The organism is Paraburkholderia xenovorans LB400 (genome assembly GCF_000013645.1).
In the GTDB taxonomy this organism is placed as follows: domain Bacteria; phylum Pseudomonadota; class Gammaproteobacteria; order Burkholderiales; family Burkholderiaceae; genus Paraburkholderia; species Paraburkholderia xenovorans.
On record NC_007953.1, the window covers coordinates 309,158 to 334,158 of the forward strand.

The 25,001-nt window shown below is 58.2% G+C and carries 20 protein-coding genes and 1 pseudogene; 15 read left to right on the plus strand and 6 right to left on the minus strand.

The genetic code is table 11. The annotated features are described in order from the left end of the window. Positions 1-13: 13 nt before the first annotated feature. From BXE_RS38095 to BXE_RS38110, 4 genes are all read right to left on the minus strand, one after another. Entirely contained in the window at positions 14-529 is a 516-nt protein-coding gene (locus BXE_RS38095; protein ID WP_040123569.1) for a hypothetical protein, read from the minus strand. Then, the gene (locus BXE_RS38100; protein ID WP_011493467.1) at positions 522-1,577 is read right to left on the minus strand and encodes a phosphotransferase family protein; all 1,056 of its coding nucleotides are present in this window, start codon (positions 1,575-1,577) and stop codon (positions 522-524) included. The genes BXE_RS38095 and BXE_RS38100 overlap by 8 nt, the downstream gene beginning before the upstream one ends. 30 nt (positions 1,578-1,607) lie before the next feature. After that, a complete protein-coding gene (locus BXE_RS38105; RefSeq protein WP_011493468.1) occupies positions 1,608-2,741 on the minus strand; it encodes a hypothetical protein in 1,134 nt (377 codons plus the stop codon). 172 nt (positions 2,742-2,913) lie between these two features. After that, positions 2,914-4,506, minus strand: coding sequence for a class I adenylate-forming enzyme family protein (locus BXE_RS38110; RefSeq protein WP_011493469.1), 1,593 nt, complete (start codon positions 4,504-4,506; stop codon positions 2,914-2,916). Positions 4,507-4,866: 360 nt separating this feature from the next. Here BXE_RS38110 and BXE_RS38115 point away from each other — a divergent pair, with 360 nt between their 5' ends. The 6 genes and pseudogenes from BXE_RS38115 (at position 4,867) to BXE_RS38140 (ending at position 10,865) form a co-directional block, all read left to right on the plus strand. Further along, positions 4,867-5,679, plus strand: coding sequence for an enoyl-CoA hydratase/isomerase family protein (locus tag BXE_RS38115; RefSeq protein WP_011493470.1), 813 nt, complete (start codon positions 4,867-4,869; stop codon positions 5,677-5,679). 35 nt (positions 5,680-5,714) lie between these two features. Beyond that, positions 5,715-6,482 carry an SDR family NAD(P)-dependent oxidoreductase gene (locus BXE_RS38120; protein ID WP_011493471.1) on the plus strand — a complete coding sequence of 256 codons (768 nt, stop codon included), beginning with the start codon at positions 5,715-5,717 and terminating at the stop codon, positions 6,480-6,482. Between the two features lie 49 nt (positions 6,483-6,531). After that, positions 6,532-7,488 (plus strand): PDR/VanB family oxidoreductase, encoded by a 957-nt coding sequence (locus tag BXE_RS38125; protein WP_040123568.1) that lies wholly within the window; start codon positions 6,532-6,534, stop codon positions 7,486-7,488. A gap of 61 nt (positions 7,489-7,549) precedes the next feature. Beyond that, positions 7,550-8,767, plus strand: a complete 1,218-nt coding sequence (locus tag BXE_RS38130) for a cytochrome P450 (RefSeq protein WP_011493473.1) — start codon at positions 7,550-7,552, stop codon at positions 8,765-8,767. A 273-nt stretch (positions 8,768-9,040) separates the two neighbouring features. After that, positions 9,041-9,571 carry a TetR/AcrR family transcriptional regulator gene (locus BXE_RS38135; protein ID WP_040123567.1) on the plus strand — a complete coding sequence of 177 codons (531 nt, stop codon included), beginning with the start codon at positions 9,041-9,043 and terminating at the stop codon, positions 9,569-9,571. 72 nt (positions 9,572-9,643) lie between these two features. Beyond that, positions 9,644-10,865, plus strand: a pseudogene (locus tag BXE_RS38140) (IS256 family transposase). A 600-nt stretch (positions 10,866-11,465) separates the two neighbouring features. On the opposite strand, the gene BXE_RS38145 reads toward BXE_RS38140, so the two are convergent. Then, positions 11,466-12,158, minus strand: coding sequence for a GntR family transcriptional regulator (locus BXE_RS38145; RefSeq protein WP_011493476.1), 693 nt, complete (start codon positions 12,156-12,158; stop codon positions 11,466-11,468). A 518-nt stretch (positions 12,159-12,676) separates the two neighbouring features. On the opposite strand from BXE_RS38145, the gene BXE_RS38150 reads away from it, so the two are divergent. The 9 genes from BXE_RS38150 (at position 12,677) to BXE_RS38190 (ending at position 23,086) form a co-directional block, all read left to right on the plus strand. Next, positions 12,677-14,401: a thiamine pyrophosphate-binding protein gene (locus BXE_RS38150; RefSeq protein WP_199577092.1), complete on the plus strand. Its 1,725-nt coding sequence runs from the start codon at positions 12,677-12,679 to the stop codon at positions 14,399-14,401. 36 nt (positions 14,402-14,437) lie between these two features. Next, positions 14,438-14,998, plus strand: coding sequence for a VOC family protein (locus tag BXE_RS38155; RefSeq protein ID WP_011493478.1), 561 nt, complete (start codon positions 14,438-14,440; stop codon positions 14,996-14,998). A 137-nt stretch (positions 14,999-15,135) separates the two neighbouring features. Then, positions 15,136-15,888, plus strand: a complete 753-nt coding sequence (locus BXE_RS38160) for an SDR family NAD(P)-dependent oxidoreductase (protein WP_011493479.1) — start codon at positions 15,136-15,138, stop codon at positions 15,886-15,888. 8 nt (positions 15,889-15,896) lie between these two features. Next, positions 15,897-16,667, plus strand: coding sequence for an SDR family oxidoreductase (locus BXE_RS43695; RefSeq protein WP_011493480.1), 771 nt, complete (start codon positions 15,897-15,899; stop codon positions 16,665-16,667). 186 nt (positions 16,668-16,853) lie between these two features. Beyond that, positions 16,854-18,200 (plus strand): MFS transporter, encoded by a 1,347-nt coding sequence (locus tag BXE_RS38170; protein WP_011493481.1) that lies wholly within the window; start codon positions 16,854-16,856, stop codon positions 18,198-18,200. Positions 18,201-18,451: 251 nt separating this feature from the next. After that, entirely contained in the window at positions 18,452-19,627 is a 1,176-nt protein-coding gene (locus tag BXE_RS38175) for a porin (protein ID WP_011493482.1), read from the plus strand. A gap of 205 nt (positions 19,628-19,832) precedes the next feature. Further along, positions 19,833-21,293 carry an NAD-dependent succinate-semialdehyde dehydrogenase gene (locus BXE_RS38180; protein ID WP_011493483.1) on the plus strand — a complete coding sequence of 487 codons (1,461 nt, stop codon included), beginning with the start codon at positions 19,833-19,835 and terminating at the stop codon, positions 21,291-21,293. A 50-nt stretch (positions 21,294-21,343) separates the two neighbouring features. Next, on the plus strand, positions 21,344-21,601 hold the full coding sequence (locus tag BXE_RS46155; protein WP_148223091.1) for a hypothetical protein: 258 nt from the start codon (positions 21,344-21,346) through the stop codon (positions 21,599-21,601). Positions 21,602-21,613: 12 nt separating this feature from the next. After that, on the plus strand, positions 21,614-23,086 hold the full coding sequence (locus BXE_RS38190; RefSeq protein WP_011493485.1) for a benzaldehyde dehydrogenase: 1,473 nt from the start codon (positions 21,614-21,616) through the stop codon (positions 23,084-23,086). A gap of 476 nt (positions 23,087-23,562) precedes the next feature. Here BXE_RS38190 and BXE_RS38195 read toward each other — a convergent pair whose 3' ends face one another. After that, positions 23,563-24,714: an FAD-dependent oxidoreductase gene (locus BXE_RS38195; RefSeq protein ID WP_272942408.1), complete on the minus strand. Its 1,152-nt coding sequence runs from the start codon at positions 24,712-24,714 to the stop codon at positions 23,563-23,565. Between the last annotated feature and the right edge of the window lie 287 nt (positions 24,715-25,001).

Genomic DNA, 25,001 nt, shown 5'->3' on the forward strand with positions numbered 1-25,001 from the left:
CATTCTCCTGCGCTCAATCGTTTTCGGCTTGCACGGCCCACGCCCGCAATTCGCGTTCGGCCATGCGGCCATACAGTTCCCCCAGTATCTGCAACGCGTGCTCGCGGGCCGCCGGTGCACCCTGGTCGGGTGTGCGCAGCCACTCTTCGAGCGACGCCAGAACCGCATGCAGCGCTTCGTTCAATACGCACGCGGCGGCCAGTGCGGGATCGTTGACCCCACGCACCTGGACCGCCGGACCGGGTGCCTGGGTTTCGAGCTGCCGGGCGATGGCGGCTAGCGAAGCAGCGGAAGCCGGCGCGGCGGCCTGCAGATCGGGCAGTACCGATTCGAGGGTCCGGCGCACGTCCGCGTTATCTTCGGCGAGGTAGGCCGGCCAGCGGTCCCACGAGCGCTGCAGGCGCCCTAGCGCATGCAGCGTCGCCTTCAACTGCCGCTGTGCTGCGCCGCCCGTTACAGCCGGCAGCACGGACTGTCGCAGGCCATCGGCCATGCCGGCCAGCAGCTCCCCTACGGTGGGTCTAAACACGGCTAGTCTCCTTGCGATGCTGCTCGGCCCAGGCGAGACAGCGATTCAGGCAGGGTGGGACGGTTGCGGCCCGATCCGCATGGCGCATGTTTGGCGTACTCGAGGTGATGAAGGCGCGGGCCGCCGTAAGAGAAATGACGGCGAACTTCAATTCGTTGAACACCCTGTAATAGAGAACATCGGACCACGCGATCTCACGTCTGGCCAGCGCCGCGTAGCGCTGCACGAATTCGCGCAGTGGTACGAAGCGCTCTGGACTCCAAAGCGGCCGGTAGATCCAGGCAAGGTCCTCGACAGGGTCGCCCAGATGTGCCATTTCCCAGTCGAGCAGGCCGCTCACGCGATCTCCTTCGTAGAGGAAATTGCCAGGCCGCAGGTCCCCATGGACGAGGCAGATGCGTTGTGGCTCGGGCAGGTGGCGGTACAACCAGCCAAACAGGCCGGACATAACGGGCAGCGGCTCCAGGCGCTGGGCCAGGAAGGTGTCATGCCAATGCGTGATCTGACGGAGCGCCACTTCGCGCGGCGACAGGCCTTCGAGAGCGGAATCGAAAGCGGCCGGCGTCCAGTCGACCGCATGCAGGTCCGCCACGACGCTTGCCAGATCTTCGGTCAGGCGCCGGGCCGCAGCGGGGTCCGGCGAATTGAGAAAGTCGACGGCGCTGGCCTTGCCCGGCAGACGTTCAAGCACGATCGTGGGTGCGCCGACAATCTCACCACGCGCGTCCATGGCTACCGCCGCAGGCGCGCGGGTGCCCTTGCCGTTGAGGCCGTGCAGCACCCTGAATTCCTGCGCCACGTCAGTCTCGATCTGCCGGTCGGCGCCCTGGATCAGCATCACGCAGGGGCGTCGCTGAGGCAGTCCGTCAAGCTGAAAGACCAGTTCCAGCGACCACGCCTTGCGTGCGTTTCCACCGAACATCGGAGCGATGCCCTGGACCGAGACATCGCGGGCATTGGGCAGATGTTGTGCGATTAGTTCTGCCAGGCGAGCGGCCAGACCGCTATCCGGCGACACGGATGTATTGCCAATAGAAGTATCACTCATGGGGCAGGTTCCGGTATATCGGCTCACGGCTCATAGCAGGCTCCAGCCAGGTTTGCCTTCGGCGCAGGCCTGATAGGCGTCGGGCTCAAGTGGCTGGAGTATTCCCGTGGTGATCTGGCCGTCGCATTCGATCTCGCAATGGTGTTCGTTCAGACCAGACAGGAAAGCCCGTACCTGTGGGTCCGTGAGGTCGTAGCAATCACCTTCCACGGTGCCGTCGGGCACCTCCATGCCGTGGTATATCTGTTTGTCGGGTGTGCCGCCGTACATCCCGCAGCGCATGTAAGCTGTCTGGTTAGCCAGGCGCCGGAAGCGAACCCGCTTGATCTCCCCTGTGTCCAGCGTGTAGTCGGACTCGCCCTCAAGGAAGATGTGTGTCTCCGGCTCGAAGCGCCAGCGTCGTTCCACGTGGCGCACCTTGCCCACACCGGGGCGCGCGTCACCGTAGTCGTAAAGCACGGTGTTGCCCCATATGCTCAGGTGGGGAAATGAAATCCAGTTGCCGCCGATCCAGCCAGCCTTCTTCGGACCGCCAATCTGCAAGGCCGGTCCGCCGACACCGCGCCCGATGCCCCAGTGGCGATCGCGCGTGCCGCGCAGTTCGCCGGCTTCAAAGCGCAGCGTCTGACCCGCTACCCGCACCTCGCCCCCGGCCATGCCGAAACCTTCGAAGCCAGCGGTTACGTCGCGTTGTCTGCCCTGCGGTGCAGAACGGGTGCCCAGCGACGCGTAGGCGGCGCTGTAGATCTGACGCTTGGTGTCTAGCCATTGCAGGTCGAAGGCGATGTCCCATTCGTTCCCAGCAAGCACGAACCGCCATTCGCGCATTCCGCGCACAATCTCATGCCGTAGCGGCCCGGTGTGCAGGTCGGTCCGGTCGGCGCCGAGGCGGCGCCATGCGCGTACCGAGCGTTGCTTGCCGCGGTGGGTGACGATTGCGTAGGCCTCGGCGCGGTCCAGATTGGGGTAAAAGCTGCCGCCCAGCGCGATCATCAATTCGCCGGTGTTGTCGTGCAGTACGCACCAGTACCGCTCGAAGAAGCGTGGGTCAGTGGACCAGACCACCCGCACCGGGTCTGGTGTCTGGTGCACCATGAAGTCGTCCATTGCCGACAGTGGAAACTGCTCGTCGAAATGTGCGTCGTTAAAGCTGGGAGGACTCATCGGGTTTGAGCTCGGATGAAACAAGGGGTTTGAACGACCGGCACTACCGACGGACCGGCAGTGCGCCTCGCGGGTAGCGCGTCAGCCCATACACCGTGCCGATCGCCCTGCGGCACGAAGATGAGCGCGCAGGCGACGTGCTGTTTTGCCGGGCTGACTGAAGCTGGATGGATCATTGCGGTTCAACCTTCTCCGCCGCGCCGGATCCCAGCAGGGCCAGCACCTGCTCCCGAAGGGCCTGCTTCTGTACCTTTCCGTAGATGGCGCGCGGCAGCTCGTCGCGGATCAGGAGCAGGCTGAGTCGCTGGTACTTCGAGAGCCGCTGGTTCACCCAGCGCATCAATACGTCGGGTTCCGCGCTCGCGCCTGGCTTGAGCAACACCACGGCGACGGGTGTCTCGCTCCACTTTTCGTGAGGTACACCGATTACAGCGACTTCGTGCACGGCCGGATGCTCTATCACGACCTGTTCCAGATCGGCTGCATAGATGTTGATGCCACCCGACTTGATCATGTCCTTGAGCCGGCCGTTGACATACAGGAAGCCGTCCTCGTCCATCTGGCCCAGATCGCCGCTGCGCATGTAGGTGCGGCCGGCAGGGCTGATCCAGGTCGCCGCCTCGGTCATGTCCGGGCGGTTGTAGTAGCCCTTCATCATTCCTGGCCCATATGCGACGATCTCGCCAGTTTCTCCAGGCGGTAACTCGCGGCCCTGCTCGTCGATGATGCGGACGTCGTCGAGAAAAGAGGGCTTGCCAACCGAGCCGGTCTTGCCGCGCGCTACGTCCTCTGGTATGGCAAGTGTCGAGAAGCCCTCGGTCATCCCGTAGACCTCGTAGATACCGGCATGGGGGAAGGCCCTGAGGAGGGCTGCATAAGTCGCGGGCAGGAGTGATTGACCGGCCGTGACCAACGCCTTGAGCGAGCCAAGGTCATAGTTCTGCAACGGTTGCTGCAGCAGTCCGATGTACTGCGTGGGCACCAGAAAACTATGAGTGCCGCGTTCCCGCCGGACTGCATCGATGAAGGCCTCTGGCGAGTATTGCGGCAGCAGAACGACGGTGCCGCCTCGATACATGGTCGGAAACATTGTGATCCATGTGCCCGACGCATAGATCGGCGTCGCGCAAACGGCCACCGAATAACGGTTGATCGCGAGGCCCATGGCGAATCCGTGCGGGTAATTCAGTCGTCCGAAATGTGTGTGCTCGATGCCCTTGGGAACCCCGGTAGTTCCGGATGAATAGATGATGGTCATTGAATCGGAAGGCAGGATCGTGACCTGCGGCGGCGTGGACGGCGCCGCATCGAACAGTGTCTGCGCACTGTTCCATCCGTCGCCTGGCGAATCGACGCTGTAGAAATGTTCTGGCGCGATGCCTTCGAGCCTGTCGCGCACTTCATCGACCAGAGTCCGGGAGCTGCCGCCGGCAAACATCGCCCGGGCGTCCGATGAATTCGTGATGCGCGCGAGGGCCGAGCCTTCGAGCATCGTATTCAGGCACACGACCACGCAGCCGGCTTTCACCACACCCCAGAAAAGCTCGAACAGGGCCAGTGAATTGGGCATGAAGAGGGCGATCTTGTCGCCCTTGTCGAAACCCAGCGCGCGGATGGCATTGGCAACCTGATTGGTGCGGATATCGAGTTCGCGCCACGTAAGGCGCTCCTCGCCGCACACGACGGCAATGGAATGGGCAAAGACCCGCGCATTGTGCGAAATCACATCACTGCAGAGGTAGTCGAACTCGTATCTGAGGCTCATCGGATGTTCCAGGGTTGACGGGACGATCGTTGGCGATACGCGGATGCCCGGGTTGACTCCGTTGTTCCCGGTTCATGTTTTCCCGATAGGTGCCAGCAGCGCGTTATCGAGAAGAATGAGAGCGAGCGCTCGCAATCGATGGATGAAATATATCCAAATCGCGGACACTGTGCATGGGGGAATACCCGCAAAAAAACGACTTTACTTTTAGCTTTTACCCATCGACAATTGATTTATGCGAGCGACCGCTCGCTCACATAAACGGCGGGGATTCGACATATTTTGACTGGATCCCTGATCTTGCGGCAGTACTTCAGGAGGAGTGGCGATGCGCCTTTCGATGATATCCGGGGCTCGGCGATGAGCGTACAGCCCGTGTACCCAGCTTATGCCAGTCTGAAACTCGATTGGCCTCTTGAGCGTGTGCTGCGCGTGACGATTTCGCGCGGCTCCATGAACTCGATGGATTACGAGTTGCACCACGATCTCGGTGGAATCTGGCGCCTGATCGATGCCGACCCGCAGGTCAGTGTTGTGGTGCTTACAGGAGAAGGGCGGGCGTTTTCCGCAGGTGGTGATTTCGACATGGTTGAACGCATTGTCAACGATCACTCCTTTCGCATGCAGATGTGGAAGGACGGCCGCCAACTGGTGGAAAACATCCTTGCCTGTGGCAAACCGATAGTCTCGGCGATCAATGGCGCGGCCGCGGGAGGCGGCCTCGCTGCGGCCCTGCTGGCGGACATTTCGATCGCCGGCCGCACGGTGAAGCTGGTCGACGGCCACACCACCCTTGGGGTGGCGGCCGATGATCATGCTGTGGCGATCTGGCCGCTGCTGGTCGGCATGGCCAAGGCCAAGTACTACCTGATGACCAATGAGCCTTTGACCGGCGAGGAAGCCGAGCGCCTTGGGCTGGTCAGCCTGTGCGTCGATAACGACAAGGTGGTGGACAAGGCGCTGGAAGTCGCCGGTCGCCTCGCGGCCGGTGCGCCCGAGGCGATCCGCTTCACGAAGCATGCGCTGAACAACTGGATCCGTTCGGCCTGGCCTGCCTTCGATGCGTCTCTGGCGTTCGGCATTCTGGGCTTCACCGGTCCTGAAGCGCGGGAGGGCCTGGCAGCCCTGAGGGAAAAGCGCCGACCCGTATTTCCGCAAACGACGCACGTGTGAATTTCGTCCGAACCCTGAATGGAGAATTTTCTGCAATGAGCCAAGTTTCACGTTCCTACATCGTCACCGGTGGTGGTGGCGGAATCGGCGGGGCCACCGTGCTGCGCCTGCTGCGCACCGGTGCGAACGTCCTCGCGATAGACATCAGTTCCAGACGCCTGAACGGTGTGAAAGAAGAGGCCGCCGCCTTGCCTGGCCGCATGGAGGTGCTCAAGGCGGATATCACTGCCGAGCAGCCGGTAGAACAGGCAGTGAAGCTTGCGCTGGAACTGTTCGGCGACCTGCACGGTGTCGCTAACGTGGCCGGCGGCATGCCCGACTACACGGGCACGGACATGGACCGCCCACTGGAGTCGATCAGCCTCGATTATTTCCATCGGATGTTCGCGCTCAACGTCGACAGTGCCTTCCTGATGAGCAAGGCCGCCACGCCACACTTCAGGAAGAAACAGTACGGCAAGATCGTCAACGTCGCCTCTCTGGCTGCGTTTGCCAACCGCCCAGAGCTTGGGAATGCCGCCTACAACCCGGCGAAGAAGGCGGTGATCGGCCTGGCCGAGACGCTGAGTCTCCTGCTGGGACCGGATGGCATCCGCGTTAATACCATCGCACCCGGGCTGGTGATGAGCGATAAGGCCAAGGGCGCGTTGGGTGACGAATACACCCAGCGACACCTCAAGCAGGTGCCGCTGGGCCGGCTTGCGACTACCAGCGACCTGGCGGAAGGGATTGCCTTCTTCCTCGAGCCGGCATCCGACGGCATCACCGGCGAAACGCTTCGGGTGGCCGCCGGCGTGCGTTGAACGGGTGCTCGATACAGCCAGCAGGACCGAATGAAGCAGCAATTTGTGAATGACCATGGATAAAGCGCAGGAAATTAACCTCGTCGTGCGGGCCATCACCCAGGAGGCTGATGGTGTGATCGGCCTGACACTTGCAGCCGCGGATGGGCAGGATCTGCCGGTGTGGACGCCAGGTGCCCATATCGGCCTCCTGGTCGACGGCGGGCTGGAGCGCCAATACTCGCTGTGCAGTGAACCTGAAGACCGCCGGCAATGGCGCATCGCGGTGCTACGCGAGCCTGAAAGCCGCGGGGGCTCCGCTTGGCTGCATTCCCGTCTCCAGGTTGGCGACATACTCCGTGCGACAGGGCCGGGCAACCAGTTCGAACTGGTGGATGCCGATCGCTATGTGTTCGTCGCCGGCGGAATCGGCATTACCCCGCTACTGCCGATGATCCGTGCCGTCGAAGCCCGGGGCGCACAATGGAGCCTGCTGTACGGCGGACGCCATCGCAGTTCGATGGCCTTTGCCGCCGCGCTGGAAGCATACGGCGAGCGGGTTCGGATCCAGCCAGAGGATCAGTGCGGGCTGCTCGACCTGAAGGCGGCACTCGGCGCGCCCCAGGCTGGAGTCGCTATATACAGTTGCGGTCCTGAACGTCTGCTCGAAGCGGTCGAGGCCACGTGCGTGGGCTGGCCGGAGGGTGCCTTGCATGTTGAGCGTTTCCGGCCCCGTCCCGGCGCGCTGGAAGGCGAGAGCGGCTCGTTCGAGGTCGTGCTCGCAAAAAGCAACCTGTCCTGCCAGGTCCGGGAAGGCCAGACCATCATTGATGCGCTCGATACGGCCGGGTTCCATGTGCCACGCTCGTGCGGTGAAGGCACGTGTGGAACATGCGTGGCGAAGGTGCTCGAAGGTGTGCCGGACCACCGTGATTCCTTCCTCATGGGCAAGAAGCGCGCGGCCAACCAGACCATCTGTGTGTGCTGTTCGCGCTCCCTCACACCACGGCTCGTGCTGGATCTCTAAGTCCGCACTGTGCCAACCTCGGGGTGGATAACCGCCGCGAATCCAGAAACAGGAATGAGCCATGACCTTCATCTACGATCCTAACGACCCGGACGTGCGCCGCGACCCGCATGCCGTGTTCAGGAAACTGCGGGAAACCGAACCCGTGCACTGGAGCCCAAAGCTGTCGGGCTGGGTGGTGACCAGCTACGAACTGGCCAGCGAGGTGCTGACGACTAACGGCACCTACTCCGCAGAACGGTTTACTGCGGTGCAGCAGCATCTGTCTGAAGAAAAACGCGTGACTGCTGCGGAGGTGATGCGCTGGTTCCAGCACTGGATGGTATTCCGCGATCCGCCTGACCACACACGTTTGCGACGGCACATGGCTAACACGCTGAATATCCCGGTGTTCGATGCCAGGCGCGAGACGGTGATTTCCGTGGTCAATGAACTGCTCGACCGCATTCCGGTGGGCGACGCGTTCGACTTCTTCCAGGCTTTCTCCTTGTGGATGCCTGGCATCGTCGTGGCCGATCTATTGGGGGTAGAGCGCGACAGACTGCTGGAAGTGAAGCAATGGTCCGACGATATGATGACCTTCATCGGCAGCGCGCGCGGGGTACCCGACAAGTACGAACGCGCCCGGCGCGGCGCGAATGGAATGGGCACGTATTTCCTCGATCTTATCGCCAAACGCCGGGCGGAGCCGCGCGAGGATGCACTGTCCAGGCTGATTGCCTCAGAGGTCGAGGGACAACGGCTCAGTGACGATGAACTGGTTGGCTGCATGATGATGGTACTCAACGGCGGCCACGAAACGACGGCCAATCTGCTGAACAACTCGATGCTGGCGCTTGCGGCTCATCCGCAGACGGTGCAGCACCTGCGTCAGCATCCGGACGAGATGGCGGCGGCAGTCGAGGAATTCCTGCGCTACGATAGCCCGGTACTTTCCATCGGGCGCATCGTCACGGAAGACACCGAACTCGGTGATCAGGAAATCGCTGCGGGCGATCGCGTGTTCGCGATGCTGGTTGGCGCGAACCGCGATCCGGAGGTGTTCAGCGATCCAGACGAATTACGGACTTCGCGAAATCCTAATCCACATATGGCCTTCGGCAAGGGGCCTCACTTCTGCCTGGGTACGCCGTTGGCCCGGCTGGAAGGGCAAATTGCGCTAACGGCGATTCTCGAGCGGTTCAGTAGCATTGAGCTATGCGAACCGGTGGAATCGATTCCCTGGCTCAATTCTCTGGTAACGCATGGACCGACGCGTCTGCCGCTACGTTTGAAGTAGACGGACGGGTAGCGCTGCGGCTGGATGTGATCGACGTGCGGCCTGCAGTGGCAGGCCGTCAGCCGGGACCCTGCGGAGAGGCTGCGGAGCGTGCAGTCTCTCCGACCTGGGGTAAAGTAGCGAGCGGGTGCTCGCAATTACTTATAATGTCGACATCCTTCACCCGCGACGGCGAACAAAGTACTGATGACAACCCCGGCTATTCCTGACACTACCTCTACGCCACGTGCGCAACGCGTCAGCGCGCGACGACGTCAACTTGTCGAACTGACAATGCAACTGTTGAAGGAAAAGGGCTTCGATCTGCTGTCCGTCAACGAACTGGCTGAGCGCGCCTCGATGAGCGTCGGTGGACTTTACCGCTACATCAAGACCAAGAGCGACCTGCTCGAGATGATCTGTGACGAGACGAACAAAGGGCTTAATGAGCAGATGATGGAGAGGACATCGGCAGTGCGGGGCGTCAAGGAAAAGCTGCGGGTGGGCTTTGAAGTCTACTGGCAGGGATGCTGGGATGCGGCCGAACCGATCCTGACTGCCTATAGGGAATGGCAGTCACTACCCGAAGCAGCCCAGCATCGATATATCGAACAGGAGAAGCGGGTGGCCGAATACTTCAGCGATCTGATCCGCGCCGGGGTGGCCAGCGACGAATTTCGCGTGGTCGATGCGAGGCTGCTGGCTGCGGAAATGATTTTCCTTGCACAGATGCGGGCAGTCAAAGGATGGGCCTTTCATGGGTGGGATCGCGTCGCCGTCTTTGCTGAGCATTGGGAATTGATCGAAAGCCGACTGCGCAAATAGGGCTCCAATTGGGAGAGCCTGTCAGATTTTTAGTGTGCGGAGGTCATGAGACGATAAGGGGAATAACGTTCTATGACCGAAGCAACCGTGACGAAGAAGAGCAAGAACCTGAAGGCGCCGAAGCTGTTTCCCGATGAGCTGATCGATCAGCTCCTTGCCCAGGTACAGGGCAAGGATGCCGAGTCGATCCTGGGCGAATCGGGGCTGGCCGGCCAGCTCAGGAAGCAGTTGGCGGAGCGCATGCTCGCAGCGGGGCTGAACCATCATCTGGAAACAGAAAGCGAGCAAGGCAAGGCGGGCAACCACCGTAACGGCACCAGCCCCAAGACGGTCCTGACGCCCAGCGGCGAATTGAAGCTGGATATTCCGCGCGAGCGGCAGGCGACGTCCGGGCCGCAACTAGTCGGCAAGTATCAACGCCGGCTGCCGGGTTTCGACGACCACGTCATCAGCATGTATGCGCGCGGCATGAGCGTTCGCGAGATCCAGGGCCATCTGCTGGAACTGTACGGGCTACAGGTGTCGCCCGGGCTGATTTCCACGATCACCGACGAGGTACTGGCCGATGTCGAGGAGTGGCAGCAACGCCCGCTCGAGGCCATGTATCCGATCGTGTACTTCGACGCGCTGCGGCTGAAGATCCGCGACGAAGGCACGGTCAGGAACAAGGCGGTCTATCTGGCGCTGGGTATCCGCGCCGACGGCCGCAAGGAAGTGCCGGGTTTGTGGATTGAGCAAACCGAAGGCGCCAAATTCTGGCTGAAGGTCTTCAACGAACTGAAGAACCGCGGCTTGCACGACATCCTGATCGCGGTGGTCGACGGTTTGCGCGGTTTCCCGGAAGCGATCGAGGCAGTTTATCCGGCCGCCCAGATCCAGACCTGCATCGTGCATCTGATCCGCAATTCGCTGAATCTGGCGGGCTGGAAAGACCGCCAGCCGCTGGCTGCCGCGCTCGATGCCTTTGCGCAGGGCGAGTGGGGGCGCAAATTCCCGACCGTCGCGGCGATGTGGCAGCGCCAATGGGAACAGGTGATTCCCTTCTTCGCCTATCCGCCCGAGATGCGTCGAATCGTATACACGACAAACGCCATCGAGAGCATGCACATGCAGTGGCGCAAGATCGTCAAGAACCGCGGCCACTTCCCGAGTGACGAAGCCGCCAGCAAACTGCTGTATCTGGCCTTTGCGCAACATCGAAAAGGACTGGAAGATGCCGCCTGTCACCTGGCGGCAAGCAGTCAACCAGTTCGCCATCCTGTTCGGCGAACGATTCACCTCCGCCATCAGCTGAGATTTTTAACCGGCCTCAGCACACAAGATTTCTGACACGTCCGCGTCCTGACCTGCCTCATAGCTCACAACATTTCGTGCGGTAGCCACGATCGCCCACTTCTGTCGGTGCTCATCAATCAGGCTGAGTACGGCCTGCAAGCGCGCACCGGCGCGGACCTGTGCGACCGTATGAACGGCGAGCCTTTCTCGCCGGCCATCGTTCAGCGCAACCTTCCATTACGTCGCCGCCGGCTCCAGCGATATGGCCGACACTCCATCGACGGCATCCGTCAAATCTGTCCGATCTGTGCGCATGATGCTCTCCTTTGAGCACGCCTGAACTCACTGATTCAGGCTCCAGTGAGTCGGCCTTCCCGCTGCATAGGCTCTAACGAGCCGAGCCCGTGTGCGAGATAGTTGATGCGTCAGCCGGCCGCGCGAATTTTCGGCTTTGCCGGCGCTGATTGACGCTGTCGTGAGAGCAATCCTATTGGCTCTGGGGCCGCGATGATTGCTACATTAGGTCACCCTGATTATCAGAGGCTGGCATCGCTGAATGGCTTCACCGTGCCGACGCGTCTGTCAAGTTGACCGGGAATGCTATTGCATTTGGCCGTTGCTAATCGAACAGCTTGGGACTACCCTCGAGCGCAAGTCTTGCCCGCCGAATATGGCTTAGCAGAACCCGTTCGCCATCGTCGGGATCTCGTCTCTTGATCGCATCGACGATCAGCCGATGCTCGTAAATTGCCCAGTTTCTTTCGTCGATTCCGAGCAGGTTCCAATAGGCTCGCCGATACTGTTGCGTAGTGTTCCAGAAACGCTCGACCATTGCACCTAGCAACGCCATCTGGCATCGCTGATAAGTCAGCAGGTGGAACTGCCTATCCAAGGCGAGAAAGTTGTCGATGTGCGAGGCCTTTTCGGTTTCTTCACATACGCGCTCTATTGACGCTATCTCGGCATCTGCCAGCTTAGGGATGCTCTCACGCAAGGCGAGTGGCTCAAGGCGCTCTCGAATCTTATAGATCTCGACGCACTCCGCCAGATCAAGCTTGGCCACCCAAGCACCACTGTTGGACTTAAGCAGAATAAGCCCTTCCGACTCAAGAATTCTAAGCGCTTCACGAACCGGCAAGCGGCTGGCTCCAAATCGCTCAGCGATCTCTTCCTGAAAAATCCTGGTGCCGGGAGAAATTAAGCCATTGAGTATCGCGCTACGGAGCTCATTAGCAATCCGCCGACTCGCGACTCCTTCCTTGGCCAAATCACTCATTGTTTTTTTGAGGGGTAAGTGGGCTCGTGCGTCCATACGATGAAAGCCTTGCAAATTCCAACCTGGCGAGGCGACCAAGCACGCTTTAGTGCATACAGTGAATTGTATCTTAACGTCGGACCTTTTCTGTTGCGAAGGTGTGACTGCCAAACATACGCCCCCCAACAATGGATCCACCGCTGCCCCTCGCCGCGCGTCTGTACCGCGCCATCGCGGACGATAGACGGTTGGGCGCGTCTCTCCATTTGGATCCAACTAAGCGATTAGTCTCGGTATTTTCCCCAATAAAGGACCGAAAAATTTAACTTATGGATCCATATGGGCTAGACTTCGGTGGACCAATCCAGCTGCGCTCACGGGCGCCCGGGGCAAGGAGAGGTATTTGACACCGATCGTGCTGTTTTGGTTGTGGCATGAATGGATCCAATTGCCTGTACTGGGTGTTGGGATGATCGGTTGTGAGAGTCCCATTCCCGCAGGAGGGGAAGGGATAGGCCGGGGGCGGTGTGGGCTGCCGGGGTCTACACAGGGAAAACGTAAAAAGGAGTGAGTTGGTGAAAACAGTACAAGTCGGCAGGGCGATTGTTAATGCGCTGCGCGCAGAGGGCGTGGACGCGCTATTTGGAATGCCTGGGGGGCACGTAATTCAGATTTACGATGCGCTGTACGACACGCCGGAAATCCGCCATTACCTTGTTCGGCACGAGGGTACGGCAGCAAGTATGGCGGCTGGTTATGCGCAATTGACGGGCAGGCCGGCGGTCTGTGTTGTGACAGCTGGGCCCGGCGCGACAAACGTGCTCACGGCGGTAGCTGAGGCCCATGTCGCGTCGCTGCCAATGGTCATAATTGCCGGCCGCGGTGCTACGACGACCTCCTACCGAGGGGCAAGTCAGGAAGTCCCCACGGAAAAGGTATTCGCTCCAGTGACCAAATGGTCGGTTAGGATCGATTTCGCCGATGATGCTATCCCCATTGTTCGCCGTGCGTTCGCTCTGGCGCGTAGTGGGCGGCCGGGGCCTGTCTACATCGATATTCCGCGCGACATTCTTGCTCTTGACTGCAATGTACCGGATACGTACGAGCCTGTATCTACACTGGCGCGCCCAAATGCATCTGAATGTATATTGGATAAGGCTTTCGAAGCTTTGCGAGCGGCGAGACGCCCAATCATCATAGCCGGTGGCGGCGCAGTCGCGTCGAATGCGTTTGAGGCGGTGCGCGAACTCGCTGAAGCGTTGGCGATCCCCGTGCTCACCAGCCTCGCGGGCAGAGGCATAATTTCAGACGAACACCCCCTGTCCGCAGGTGGCCTCGGCACAAACCGTAACGATCTGTCAAAGCAGCTATTGCGCGACGCAGATGTCGTTCTGGGCTTGGGGACCCGGTTTGAAGAGATGGAAACGAACTGGCGTGTGGGTTTCGTGCCGGCTGAGCAGGCCTGCTACATCCAGGTCGATATCGACCCGGGCGAGATCGGACGCAGTGTGCCGGCAAGCATTGGTATTGCGGGGGATATCAAAGCCGTGGTTTCCAGCCTCCTGACGCGTATCAAAGATGCTGGCGTTGGTCTGAAAGCCGGCGCTTATGCGACTCATCCGCGGACTCTCGATTGTGTGAAGACGATTCAACGAATCGAAAGGGAGATTGACGAGGTCGCTTCTTCGGTCGAATCGCCGATTCACCCGTTTCGCGTCATACGTGCTGCGCGCGCCGTTTTCCCGCGCGACACAACCGTGGCGATCGATGTCGGCTGTCTCTCGCAACATATGGTCGGCGCTCATCCTATTTTCAGAGTGTTTGAGCCGCGTTCCCTGATCGTCCCTTCAAGTTTTTACGGGATGGGGTTTGCCACTAATGCTCTTCCCGCAGCTTCTATCGTCTACCCGGACAGGCCCGCTCTTGGCTTTTCAGGCGACGGCTCATTCCAGATGGTGTTGCCAGTCCTGCCGGTTGCTGCGCAGTACAAGCTTGCAGTCACTTGGGTTGTGTTGAACGATCAAGCGCTCGGTTCTATCCGGGATATTCAGAAGTACGTCTACAAAAGCCGTTTCGTCGATACTGATTTCGAATTCCAGCCCGACTTTGCAACGATTGCAAAAGGTTGTGGCTGCTACGGCGAACGCATCGAGAAGGCCGACGATGTCGAAGCAGCATTGAAGCGCGCATTGGCCGCGAACAGGGCAGGAATTCCAGCTGTTCTCGACTTCTCGGTGTTTTCTGCACGCACGCAGGGCACTTTGGACCACTATGTCGCCTACGGTCTTGCAAGAGACTAATGGCCTATCAGCAAACGAATAGGGGACGAGGACACTATGTCACTCCGCAATGCCCAGACATTGTTGTATGGCCAGCCGGTAAACGGTATCACTCAGGTGGGTTACGTCGTTGAAAACATCGACGAAGCCATGCGAAGCTTTACGACTCAGCTAGGCGTCGGGCCTTGGTTTCTGAGTGGACCGTTCGAGACGACCGGAGCTGAGTATCGACGCAAGCCTACCAATATCCGGCTCAAACTCGCAGTCGCATTTAGCGGCCACATGCAAGTCGAAGTGATCCAGCAACTCGATGACCAGCCGTCGGTTTATCGCGAGCTTATCGAGCGCTCAGGCTACGGGTTCCATCACTTTGCGCTTGCGACGAAAGATATCGATGCCGAAATCGCGCGTTTGCAGGAGGGGGGGGCCGCAATCGCGTTTAAAGCTCGCTCACCAAGAGGGCCGCGCGTCACGTACATGGACGGAGTCAACGGCCTCCCAGGCATGATCGAACTGATCGAGATGACGCCGCGACAGGAGGAATTGTACGTACTCATGTATGCGGCTGCGTTAGCTTGGGACGGGAGTGACCTTGTGAGACCAGCCGAAAGAGCGTAGAGCCCGACGGTCACTTGAGGTCTTGGATGAGGGTTTCGATGACCGTGTCACCACTACAGAAATCACTGTGTTCAAGCCAGCCAGACAGCGCTTTTGAGGAATGGTAGGTGCCGCGTCGACTTTCACAGGAAAGAAACATGAATATTCTCGACCTGAAGACGCGCTCAGCCGTGGTTACGGGCGCGGCAGGCGCAATTGGAAAAGCCATCGCAAAACGCCTGCTCGACTCAGGCGCTGCGGTGTGTTTATGGGACATTAACGAGGAGGCGGTAAAGCAGTCGTGCGCCGAACTCACCGAATCCGGTCCAGTCGAGTGGGCCGTCGTGGATATCTGCGATCCTCTAGCGGTGTCCGTAGGGCTCGCGCGTGTCATTGAAAATGTGGGAAGAATCGACATTCTCGTGAACAATGCTGGCGTAAGTGGTGCCCAGGTGCCGTTGGAAGAATACGATCTGAGCGAATGGCGTCGCGTCATCGAATCGAACTTGACGGGCGCGTTTGTATGCTCACAAGCAGTAATCGGCGCCATGCGTGCCGGCGGCTACGGTCGGATTGTGAATGTCGCCTCGGTCGCCGGAAAGGAGGGAAGTCCAAGATTGAGTGCCTATAGTGCAGCCAAAGCAGGAATGATTGCGATGACGAAGTCTCTAGGAAAAGAACTGGCGATGTCCCCCGTTCTCGTCAATTGCGTCACGCCAGGACCAACCCGTTCGCGGATGACGGCAGAAACGCCAAAGGAACAGCTAGCTTTAATGCTCTCCAAAGCTCCGATGCAACGGATGATGGAGCCTCACGAGGTCGCAGCTATGGTGGCGTGGCTGTGTACTGAAGAATGCAGCTACACCACCGGCGCAGTTCATGACCTCTCGGGCGGACGCTCATCCTACTAATTAAAACTATGAACGAACTTACAGATACCTTGATTGCCATTACAGGTGGTGGTTCTGGACTTGGCGAAGCATGCGCTGAACTGCTGGCCCCTCGGGTAGCCGAACTTGCGTTGATAGATCGTGACCCGGACTCGCTTGCCAGTGTGCGGGCGCGGCTGTCGGGATTATGCGAGATATCCGTTCATGCTTGCGACATTGCTAACAGCGATGACGTCTCCACAACATTCAATCGGATCGAGCGAGAGTCTCGGGTAGTGAGCACACTTATTAACTGTGCAGGAATGAACGTGAAAGATCGACACTTCGGTGAGCTTACTCCCGACGGATGGAATCAGGTCATTGCAGTTAATCTGTCCGGGATGTACTACTGCTGTCAGGCGGTATTGAGTGGTATGCGGCGTCAGCAGCGCGGGACAATTATCAACGTGTCGTCTTGGGCCGGTCGACACGCGGGATTCTTCACTGGACCCGCTTACAACGCCAGCAAGAGGGGTGTCCTGGCTTTGACGGAGTCAATTAACCTGGAAGAGGGAATAAACAACGTCCGGGCGACAGCAGTCGTACCTGAAGCAATGGCGACCCCGATGATCCGGAAAATTCCGAATCCACCAAGCGAAGAGGCGATTGCGAAAATGATGCGACCTCTCGACGTGGCGAGGATGATCGACCTGATAATCAGTTTGCCGCAGGAAATGTGTGTAAACGAGGTTGTCATGAGCCCGACATGGAATCTGTCCTATCTCGGAGCCTACGAGACGGCAATCGACAGGATGGTTTAGAAGAACGGCTTTGTCCTGATATTGATCGCGGTCTCCGTTCGCCCGGTAAATGACTGAGTTATCAAGAATTTTTTTATAAAAAGACTGGAACATACAAATTCAATATTAAATACAATATTTAGGAATACAAATGGAATAAATATTCCTAAAGGTGACAAGGTTATAACGAATATTGGAGAACTAAGCATGGCGAAAGAAAGTACTGCCTTGACGGTAGAAGGAACGTCAGGCGCAATGAATGATTCTGCGTTGCTAATGAAGACGCTTAGAGCGAAGTCAATGGTTGCAGCCGGCGTTGGAAATACATTGGAATGGTTCGACTGGACTATGTATGCTACTTTTTCTCCTTACATCGCCGGCGCGTTCTTCGCTAAATCGGACCCCCGTTCGATGCTGCTAAGTGCCTTGGCAGTCTTCGCGGTTGGCTTTCTTTCGCGTCCGCTCGGAGGTATCGTTTTTGGCGTTCTGACCGACAAGCTCGGACGAAAAGGTACTTTGGTGACAACCGTACTCATTATGAGCGCGGCAAGCCTAACGATAGGCTTGATGCCAACCTATGCTTCGATCGGGGCTTGGTCGTCGTTACTACTTCTCATCGTCCGGCTTCTACAAGGTTTCGCACACGGCGGAGAGATGACCGCTTCGTACGCGTATCTGGCAGAGATTGCGCCAGCTCCGAGGCGCGCGTTCTGGTCTAGTAGCATGTATGTTTGCGCTGGTCTTGGCGGGTTGATCGCGACTATCCTTGCTACGGTTCTGACCAACTATCTAACGAAGGATGTGATGCAAGCTTGGGGTTGGCGTGTACCGTTTATTGTTGGCGCGGTATTGTCCATTGCAATTATCTTCATGCGTCGTGGGATGATGGAGAGCGACGTGTATGAGAAAGATCGGGAAGAAAGTCGGGGCACAAAATCTATTGAAGTAAGAAACAGATGGAGTCGTCGTAAAATCATTGCCCGTACGTGCGGAATGTTCATCTATGAGGCGTCGGCCACACTTCCATACTACGTGTGGACATCCTACCCCGCCGTTTTCGCGATTACGTACCGAGGGATGGCGCCTGGCAGCGCGTTCGCAGCCAGTCTGGGGGCGCAGATTATTAACATTATCTGTACGCCGGTTGCGGGATGGATCTCGGATCATGTCGGACGCAAGCCGCTCACAATTTTCTATTATCTGGCGAACGCCATTTTTATTTTTCCGTTGCTTGGTTTCATCAATGACGACCCATGGAGACTTTTTGCTGCCCAGTCATGCATGCTTGCGGTCAGTGCGTGCATAGGCGGAACACAGTCCGCAATCGCTTCCGAACAAATTCCCACGGCTTACCGGGCACGAGTTCTAGGGACGGCTTTCCCGATCGCGACAGCAATGTTTGGCGGGACGACTCCCTACCTCACCAGCCTGTTTTACGGTCGCGGTCAAGGCTGGATTTTTAACATGTATTTGATTGTGGTCTGCCTTATCGGCGCCATTGTAGTTGCTCGGTGGAAGGAGACCAAGGGCATCGACCTTCATCGCGTCGAATAGCCAGCAGGTACCCTCGCATTAGTTTCACTTATGACGATTCCGAGAACCGCACTTGGGTCGCCGGGTCGTCCAGGCTGCAAGGATGAAAATGATTAGCGAAGCATTCTTTGCCCGCTGGTCGTCGACTCCCAATGATTTCTCACACGGGGCAGTGTACCAGGCTACTTCCTTCAATCCTTCGATTCCTTTCGAAGGCCGGGTCACGCCAAAAAATAGCGAATGACGAAAAAACCCAATTACGGAGACTATGCATGCGTTCGTATACAAAGTGGTTAATACAGCTGTGCGGGGCTACAGCAATTATCAGTTCGTCGGCCCACGCACAGAGTTCAGTGACCCTTTATGGAATCATTGACGAGGGCATAATGTATCTCTCGAACTCGGGTGGATCGAGTCGAACATATCTCGATTCTGTAAACGGCATAGATAGCAGTCGCTGGGGTTTAAAAGGAAGTGAAGATCTGGGCAGTGGTTTCCGCGCGATCTTTCAGATTGAATCTGGCATTAACCTGAACAGCGGGGCGTTCGCTCAAGGTGGCACTCCTTTCGGGCGTCAGGCGTACGTCGGACTTAGCAGCGCACAATACGGTAGTCTGACGTTAGGGCGGCAGTACGACATGATCTTCTACTTTCCGGCCTCTATCAGCCCGGTTGCAATCGGCAGCGTTATTTTTGGCCATCCCGGAGATCTGGACAACACTGCTCACTCGCTGAGAGTCAATAACGCTGTGCGCTACATGAGCCCGAACTTTGGGCCCTTTACCTTCGGTGGCGAATACAGCGTAGGCGGTATCGTCGGGAACACGACATCCAATAGTGGTTATTCGCTGGGCGCCGAATTTGCCAACGGCCCACTTACAATAGCTGCAGCTTTTGAATACTTTAAAAATCCAACATCTGCAACAGCCGGATCGGGATTTTTCACAGGTAACTCTAACGGTATCTCGCCACTCGCGCTGTCGCTGAATTCGGCTTATACGTCGGCTACGGCATACCAGGTTTTCACCGTCGCTGGCAATTATGTGATTGGTCCATTCACGTTGATGGCGTCTGGATCGCAAACTGAATATGCAAACTTGGGCGGTGGATTCGCCGGTGCTGCGGCGCGCTTCAGGGATGTGGACGTCGGTGTCCAGTACAAGGCGACGCCATCGCTATTCTTTGCGCTTGCTTACAACTATCTGGCCGGAGCAGGTGTGCGGACGGCCGCAGGTTCCACCGTCGGAAATCAGCACTATCACCAGTTGGGCGCGATGGCCGACTACATCATTTCCAAGCGCACCGACATCTACTTCGATGCCGGTTGGCAACTTGCAAAGGGGACTTCTTCACTCGGAACAGTTGCAGTGGCGGACATCTCAAATCAAGGAGATTCGTCAAATAACCACCAGTTCCTATTCCGGCTCACTCTGCGTCAGAAGTTCTAAGTTCAGGGGAAGCGACTCTCGAATAAACTAGCCTAAGGTGTGTGGTTTTGAAAAATTCAGGAGCAGAATTATGGATTTTGAATCCATCAGAGAATAGGCCATGTGCTACTTGGTGGTTGACTAGCGTTATAGTCCGAAAGCCGCCGCCATTGACGGTGTGCCTGCAGTTCGTGCTTTCCTTTCCTCCCTTGATATTGAATCAGATATGAGATATTCAATAAAGCTCAACGATCAAGCATTGCTTCGTCAGCATGCATACATCAATGGTGAATGGCAGACCGCCGATAACGGATCCACCTTTACTATTACCGACCCATCGAGTGGAGACTTGCTGGCGCAGGTTCCAATGATGGGTGCTGCCGAAGCCCGTCGCGCCATTCACGCTGCTTGTATCGCGTGGTCGGTCTGGCGAAAAAAAACCGCGAAAGACCGTGCAATAGTTATGCGTAGATGGTTCAACCTGGTGTTGGAGAACGCCGACGACCTCGCGACCATATTGACGGCTGAACAAGGCAAGCCGCTAGCCGAGGCTAAGGGAGAGATTGCATATGCCGCGTCCTTCATTGAATGGTTCGCAGAAGAAGGCAAACGGGTTTCTGGTGATACGCCTGCTACTCCCGATGCAGACAAACGTATCATTGTTACCAAAGAACCGATAGGCGTGTGCGCTGCGATTACGCCATGGAACTTTCCAGCCGCAATGATTACGAGGAAGGTCGCGCCTGCGCTTGCCGCTGGTTGCACCATAGTCGTCAAACCGGCAGAAGCAACACCGCTGACGGCGCTGGCACTCGCGGTTCTGGCCGAACGAGCAGGCATCCCATCGGGCGTTCTTAATGTTATCACCGGGGATCCCAGGGCGATCGGAGCTGAATTGACTGCCAATCCTGGGGTGAGGAAGCTATCATTCACCGGGTCGACCGCCATTGGGCGAATGCTAATGGCGCAAAGCGCGCCCACGATTAAGAAGGTTACGCTGGAGCTTGGCGGCAATGCGCCGTTTATTGTATTTGATGATGCTGACATTGATAACGCCGTGGAAGGAGCGGTGGTGTCAAAATATCGGAACAGCGGGCAGACCTGTGTTTGTCCGAACCGCTTTTACGTGCACGATGCGGTGTATGACGCCTTTGTCGAGAAGCTGTCGAAGGCTGTTTTTGAGCTAAAGGTTGGGAGCGGACGCGATCCAGGCGTCTCTATCGGTCCGCTCATTAGTGAGGCGGCTGTGAAGAAAGTCGAGGCGCACATTGCAGACGCATTGCAGAAAGGCGCGAAACTTGAGGTAGGAGGGGCGCGACACGAACTTGGGCACAGTTTCTTTCAGCCGACGGTGTTGAGCGACGTTACACCAGATATGATGCTTTCCAGGGAAGAAACGTTCGGGCCGCTAGCCGCGGTATCCCGATTTTCTTCGGAGGATGAGGTCGTCCGGCTTGCGAATGATACCGAGTATGGCTTGGCAGCGTATTTCTATAGTCGCAATATCGCGCGAGTATGGCGGCTTGCTGAGGCGCTTGAGTATGGCATGGTAGGAATTAACACCGGCTTAATATCCAATGAGGTGGCGCCGTTCGGAGGAGTCAAAGAATCGGGAATTGGTCGTGAGGGGTCACGTTACGGGATTGAGGATTACCTGGTGATCAAGTATCTATGTCTCGCAAGTTAATTTATGGAGTCTTTACTTTTTTTCAGCCTTGGGGAGATCTTATGAGATGGATGGACGAAGCGCTGGATATACAGCATGTAAAGAACTGGGCTATTCTGAATCCGTCTATTGAAGACGGTTCCGAATCTTGTGTTCAGCAATTGGACGCTTTTTGTCGCTCTGCCCAAGGATTCCGCCGCTTCCCGGCACTCGAACAATTCCCGCTTGTGGCCCGAGGTCTTCCCGCTCGGGTAATACTCAATCCGGGGACGCAGTTGGCTGGCGTGCGCCGTCATGGTGATCGCGTTTCTAGTCTTCGAATCAATTGAACAGGAGTCGGCATGAACGTTACCCCCTCCTCCCGCCTCCTGGGCGACGACGTCTGGCACGGACGTATTTTCACCGGTTCGTGGTGCAATGGCGCTTCAGAGGCTGAAGTGAAAGAGCCCGCCTCGGGCAAACGCCTTGCGCGCATCGGCATGGCCGATGGAGCTCTTGTTGCTGCGTCGGCGAAGACGGCGTTCGAAGCGCAGCAAGAGTGGGCCGCGCTGCCCTACGATGAGCGCGCTGCCGTATTGCGTCGTGCCGCGCGTCTTGCGGAGGAGTCGGTCGAGGAGATCGTTGGATGGATCGTGCGTGAAAGCGGTTCGACGCGCGCAAAGGCTGCCTTCGAGACACAGGTGACGGTGAAGGCACTGCACGAAGCAAGTGCATTACCGTCGCGATCGGCTGGCGAGGTGCTGCCATCGGGTCCGGGGCGGTTGTCACTCGCCCGTCGTCGTCCGCTTGGCGTGGTGGGCGTAATTTCTCCGTTCAACTTCCCGCTGTATCTGGCCATGCGTGCCGTTGCGCCCGCACTCTCCCTCGGCAACGCGGTGGTCCTCAAGCCAGACCCGCGCACTGCGGTATGCGGCGGCTTTGTTATTGCGCGTCTTTTTGAGATGGCCGGCCTGCCGAACGGGGTTCTGCACGTGTTGCCCGGCGACGGTGCCGCGGGCGCCGGGCTCACGAGCGATCCGCACGTCGCGATGATTCAGTTCACAGGTTCGACGAACGCGGGTCGAAAGGTTGGCGAGGCGGCTGGGCGTCATCTTAAAAAGGTCTCGCTTGAGCTGGGCGGCAAAAACTCGCTTATCGTCCTCGACGATGCCGATCTTGATCGCGCCGTCGCCAATACGGCGTGGGGTGCCTATTTGCATCAAGGCCAGATCTGCATGGCGACGGGCCGTGTGCTTGTGCAACGCGCCATATATGAGCGCTTCGTCGAAAAGCTTGTGGCGAAGGCATCGAGTCTGACGGTTGGCGACCCCGCCACGGACGATGTCGCGCTTGGACCACTTATTAACGGGACCCAACGTGATCACGTCACGCGCGTGCTCGACGCCGCGCAGCAGGCGGGCGCGCGCGTCGAAGCGGGCGGCAGTTTCCGTGACCTTTTCTTCGAGCCGACGGTGCTCACCGGCGTGACTAAAGAAAATCCGGCCTTCAGCGAGGAAATCTTCGGTCCAGTTGCGGTGGTAGTTCCGTTCGACACGGACGAGGAGGCGATAGCGCTCGCCAACGACACGGAGTACGGACTCGCGATCGCCATCGTCACATCAAACGTAGGCCGTGCGCTGCGCATGGGCGAACGTCTGCGCAGCGGCCTTCTGCACATCAACGATCAGACGGTTAACGACGAAGTGATCAACCCATTCGGTGGTGTGGGTGCATCGGGAAACGGAACGAGCGTCGGCGGCCCAGCGAACTGGGAGGAATTCACGCAATGGCAATGGCTCACGGTCAAGGGCGAAGCGCCGCTTTATCCGCTCTAAGAAACTCTAACAGAATGAATTCAGGAGAGAACTGGTTCGCAGCTGAGAGGGGCGAAGCCGCATAATTCATCCAGCTATCGGATTCGTCAAACGAGGGCGAGGTCAGGGCTGCGCTGGGTGGGCCTACATTCGGTAATGTCGGTGAGCCACTTTTCATTCGGGGCTGCTGCACGGACGTCACGATTGATGAGCTTCTCCGGCGCAGGCCTATTTCGCCACGACATGAATACCTGCTGCTTACCCAATGGGGCGCGTATTCGACGATTTCTGTAGCAACGGTGATTGTGTTCGAAGATGCCCTCCGATATGGAGAGCCTCATGGTGAATCGGATGCAGAGGGCACATCCGATCCAGCGCAGGTCAACCCATGTGTCGCTGCAGCCGCTCCAGGCGAGGTGAGAGACCAGATTGTCCACGCGAACGACGGATAGAGGTAGCGTCGTGGCCTGGCCCATCGTCGTCGGATGTTCGTGCGTTCAGATCGGCGCGCGTAGAGCTTGCTGTGTTTCAATCATGATACGAGTGTGCTCCTCTCTTGAACCACTTTCGCGCTCGATCTCGCCGAGACGGCCGGACGCGCTCACGACAAGCCTTGCACGGTCGTAGTGTCGACCGGCATAGGCGATAAATGCGCCTTCGAGTGAGCGACGCCGCGCGAGTTCCTCGCTGAGGACGATCGCCCCTTCGACCGCAATACCGGCCCTGGAAGCCAGATGCGGCGTGGTCGCATGCACGGCATCACCAAGAAGCACGATACGCCCCTTGTGCCATGGCCCGTTAATCATGTGCCCGGCAAGCGGTCGATAAAGCAGCCGGTGGTTCATCAATGAACCGTCGAGTGGTCCGCGACGGAATTCACCCACCGCACCCCCGAACTCTTCGAGGAGTTCGGCAAGCATCATGGGCCATTGTTCCGGTGCGATGAAGTCCATGCCTTCCCGTTTGTCGAGGACGAATAGATAGCACTCGGTTTGACTGATCGGGTTCAATCCGGCCTTGGTTGTCTTCCCCATGTACATCAGGGAGTTCTCCTGAAGACGGGGCACAACTGCGCGCCATGAGCGCTGTCCGGTGAAGGGTGGACCTGGAAACTCGGGCTTCACATACTTGCGTACTGGGGAGTTGATGCCGTCCGCACCGATCACGAGATCGTATCGGGCGCGACTTCCGTCGTTAAATGACACCTCCACGCCTTCGGCGTCCTGTGTGAGCGTTTCGAACGTCACGCCAAGACGCGCATTGGTGTCGGCTTTGCGGGTTGCCCGGCCGAGAATTTCGGCGAGCGTGGTCCGCATGATGCCCGCGACACCCGGCAATTCGTCGGCGCCGACCGCTGGTGCGATAGGGACGGTGACTGTAAGGTTGCTATTGGCATCGCAAACGTCAACCGCATTCCAGAATCCGCCGCTCGCAAGTACTTCGTCTGCGACACCGACCTCACGAAGGCCGCGCAGCGTAGGGCCGCTGATTGTGATGCCAGCGCCGCCGGGCGCCCATAATGGGTTCAGTTCGACGAGATCGACCTGAATGCCTTGCCGGCTCAGAAGAATGGCGGCGCTCATGCCTCCGATGCCACCGCAGTCGGCGCGATCCCTACTTGTGGCTGAATTTTCGGTCGGCGTAAACAATGCCGAACGCCATGCCGTAGCGTGCAACATGGCGACCCGCGCCGCCCAGACCGACGATGCCGAGAGTGCGGCCATGACATGCGCTCGCGCATGACGCACAGAACATCGAAGTCCACCAGCTTGCCGCGAATGTCATCGGGTTCGAGTACTGAACCGCCCCGGGGCGGTTCACATCGATGAGCGCGAGCTTTGTCTCGGGCAAAGGCGAACACAGCAGACCCGCGACAATCGTCGCGACTGATCGCCGGTCTGCTGTGTCTGCAGCACGCCTTTGATTCGTCTGACGA

Bases quoted from the DNA above. Each gene is read 5' to 3' on its own strand.
- BXE_RS38100 (WP_011493467.1), bottom strand. From the start codon at position 1,577: ATGAGTGATACTTCTATTGGCAATACATCCGTGTCGCCGGATAGCGGT.
- BXE_RS38105 (WP_011493468.1), bottom strand. From the start codon at position 2,741: ATGAGTCCTCCCAGCTTTAACGACGCACATTTCGACGAGCAGTTTCCA.
- BXE_RS38110 (WP_011493469.1), bottom strand. From the start codon at position 4,506: ATGAGCCTCAGATACGAGTTCGACTACCTCTGCAGTGATGTGATTTCG.
- BXE_RS38115 (WP_011493470.1), top strand. From the start codon at position 4,867: ATGAGCGTACAGCCCGTGTACCCAGCTTATGCCAGTCTGAAACTCGAT.
- BXE_RS38120 (WP_011493471.1), top strand. From the start codon at position 5,715: ATGAGCCAAGTTTCACGTTCCTACATCGTCACCGGTGGTGGTGGCGGA.
- BXE_RS38125 (WP_040123568.1), top strand. From the start codon at position 6,532: ATGACCATGGATAAAGCGCAGGAAATTAACCTCGTCGTGCGGGCCATC.
- BXE_RS38130 (WP_011493473.1), top strand. From the start codon at position 7,550: ATGACCTTCATCTACGATCCTAACGACCCGGACGTGCGCCGCGACCCG.
- BXE_RS38135 (WP_040123567.1), top strand. From the start codon at position 9,041: ATGCAACTGTTGAAGGAAAAGGGCTTCGATCTGCTGTCCGTCAACGAA.
- BXE_RS38145 (WP_011493476.1), bottom strand. From the start codon at position 12,158: ATGGACGCACGAGCCCACTTACCCCTCAAAAAAACAATGAGTGATTTG.
- BXE_RS38155 (WP_011493478.1), top strand. From the start codon at position 14,438: ATGTCACTCCGCAATGCCCAGACATTGTTGTATGGCCAGCCGGTAAAC.
- BXE_RS38160 (WP_011493479.1), top strand. From the start codon at position 15,136: ATGAATATTCTCGACCTGAAGACGCGCTCAGCCGTGGTTACGGGCGCG.
- BXE_RS43695 (WP_011493480.1), top strand. From the start codon at position 15,897: ATGAACGAACTTACAGATACCTTGATTGCCATTACAGGTGGTGGTTCT.
- BXE_RS38170 (WP_011493481.1), top strand. From the start codon at position 16,854: ATGGCGAAAGAAAGTACTGCCTTGACGGTAGAAGGAACGTCAGGCGCA.
- BXE_RS38175 (WP_011493482.1), top strand. From the start codon at position 18,452: ATGCGTTCGTATACAAAGTGGTTAATACAGCTGTGCGGGGCTACAGCA.
- BXE_RS38180 (WP_011493483.1), top strand. From the start codon at position 19,833: ATGAGATATTCAATAAAGCTCAACGATCAAGCATTGCTTCGTCAGCAT.
- BXE_RS46155 (WP_148223091.1), top strand. From the start codon at position 21,344: ATGGACGAAGCGCTGGATATACAGCATGTAAAGAACTGGGCTATTCTG.
- BXE_RS38190 (WP_011493485.1), top strand. From the start codon at position 21,614: ATGAACGTTACCCCCTCCTCCCGCCTCCTGGGCGACGACGTCTGGCAC.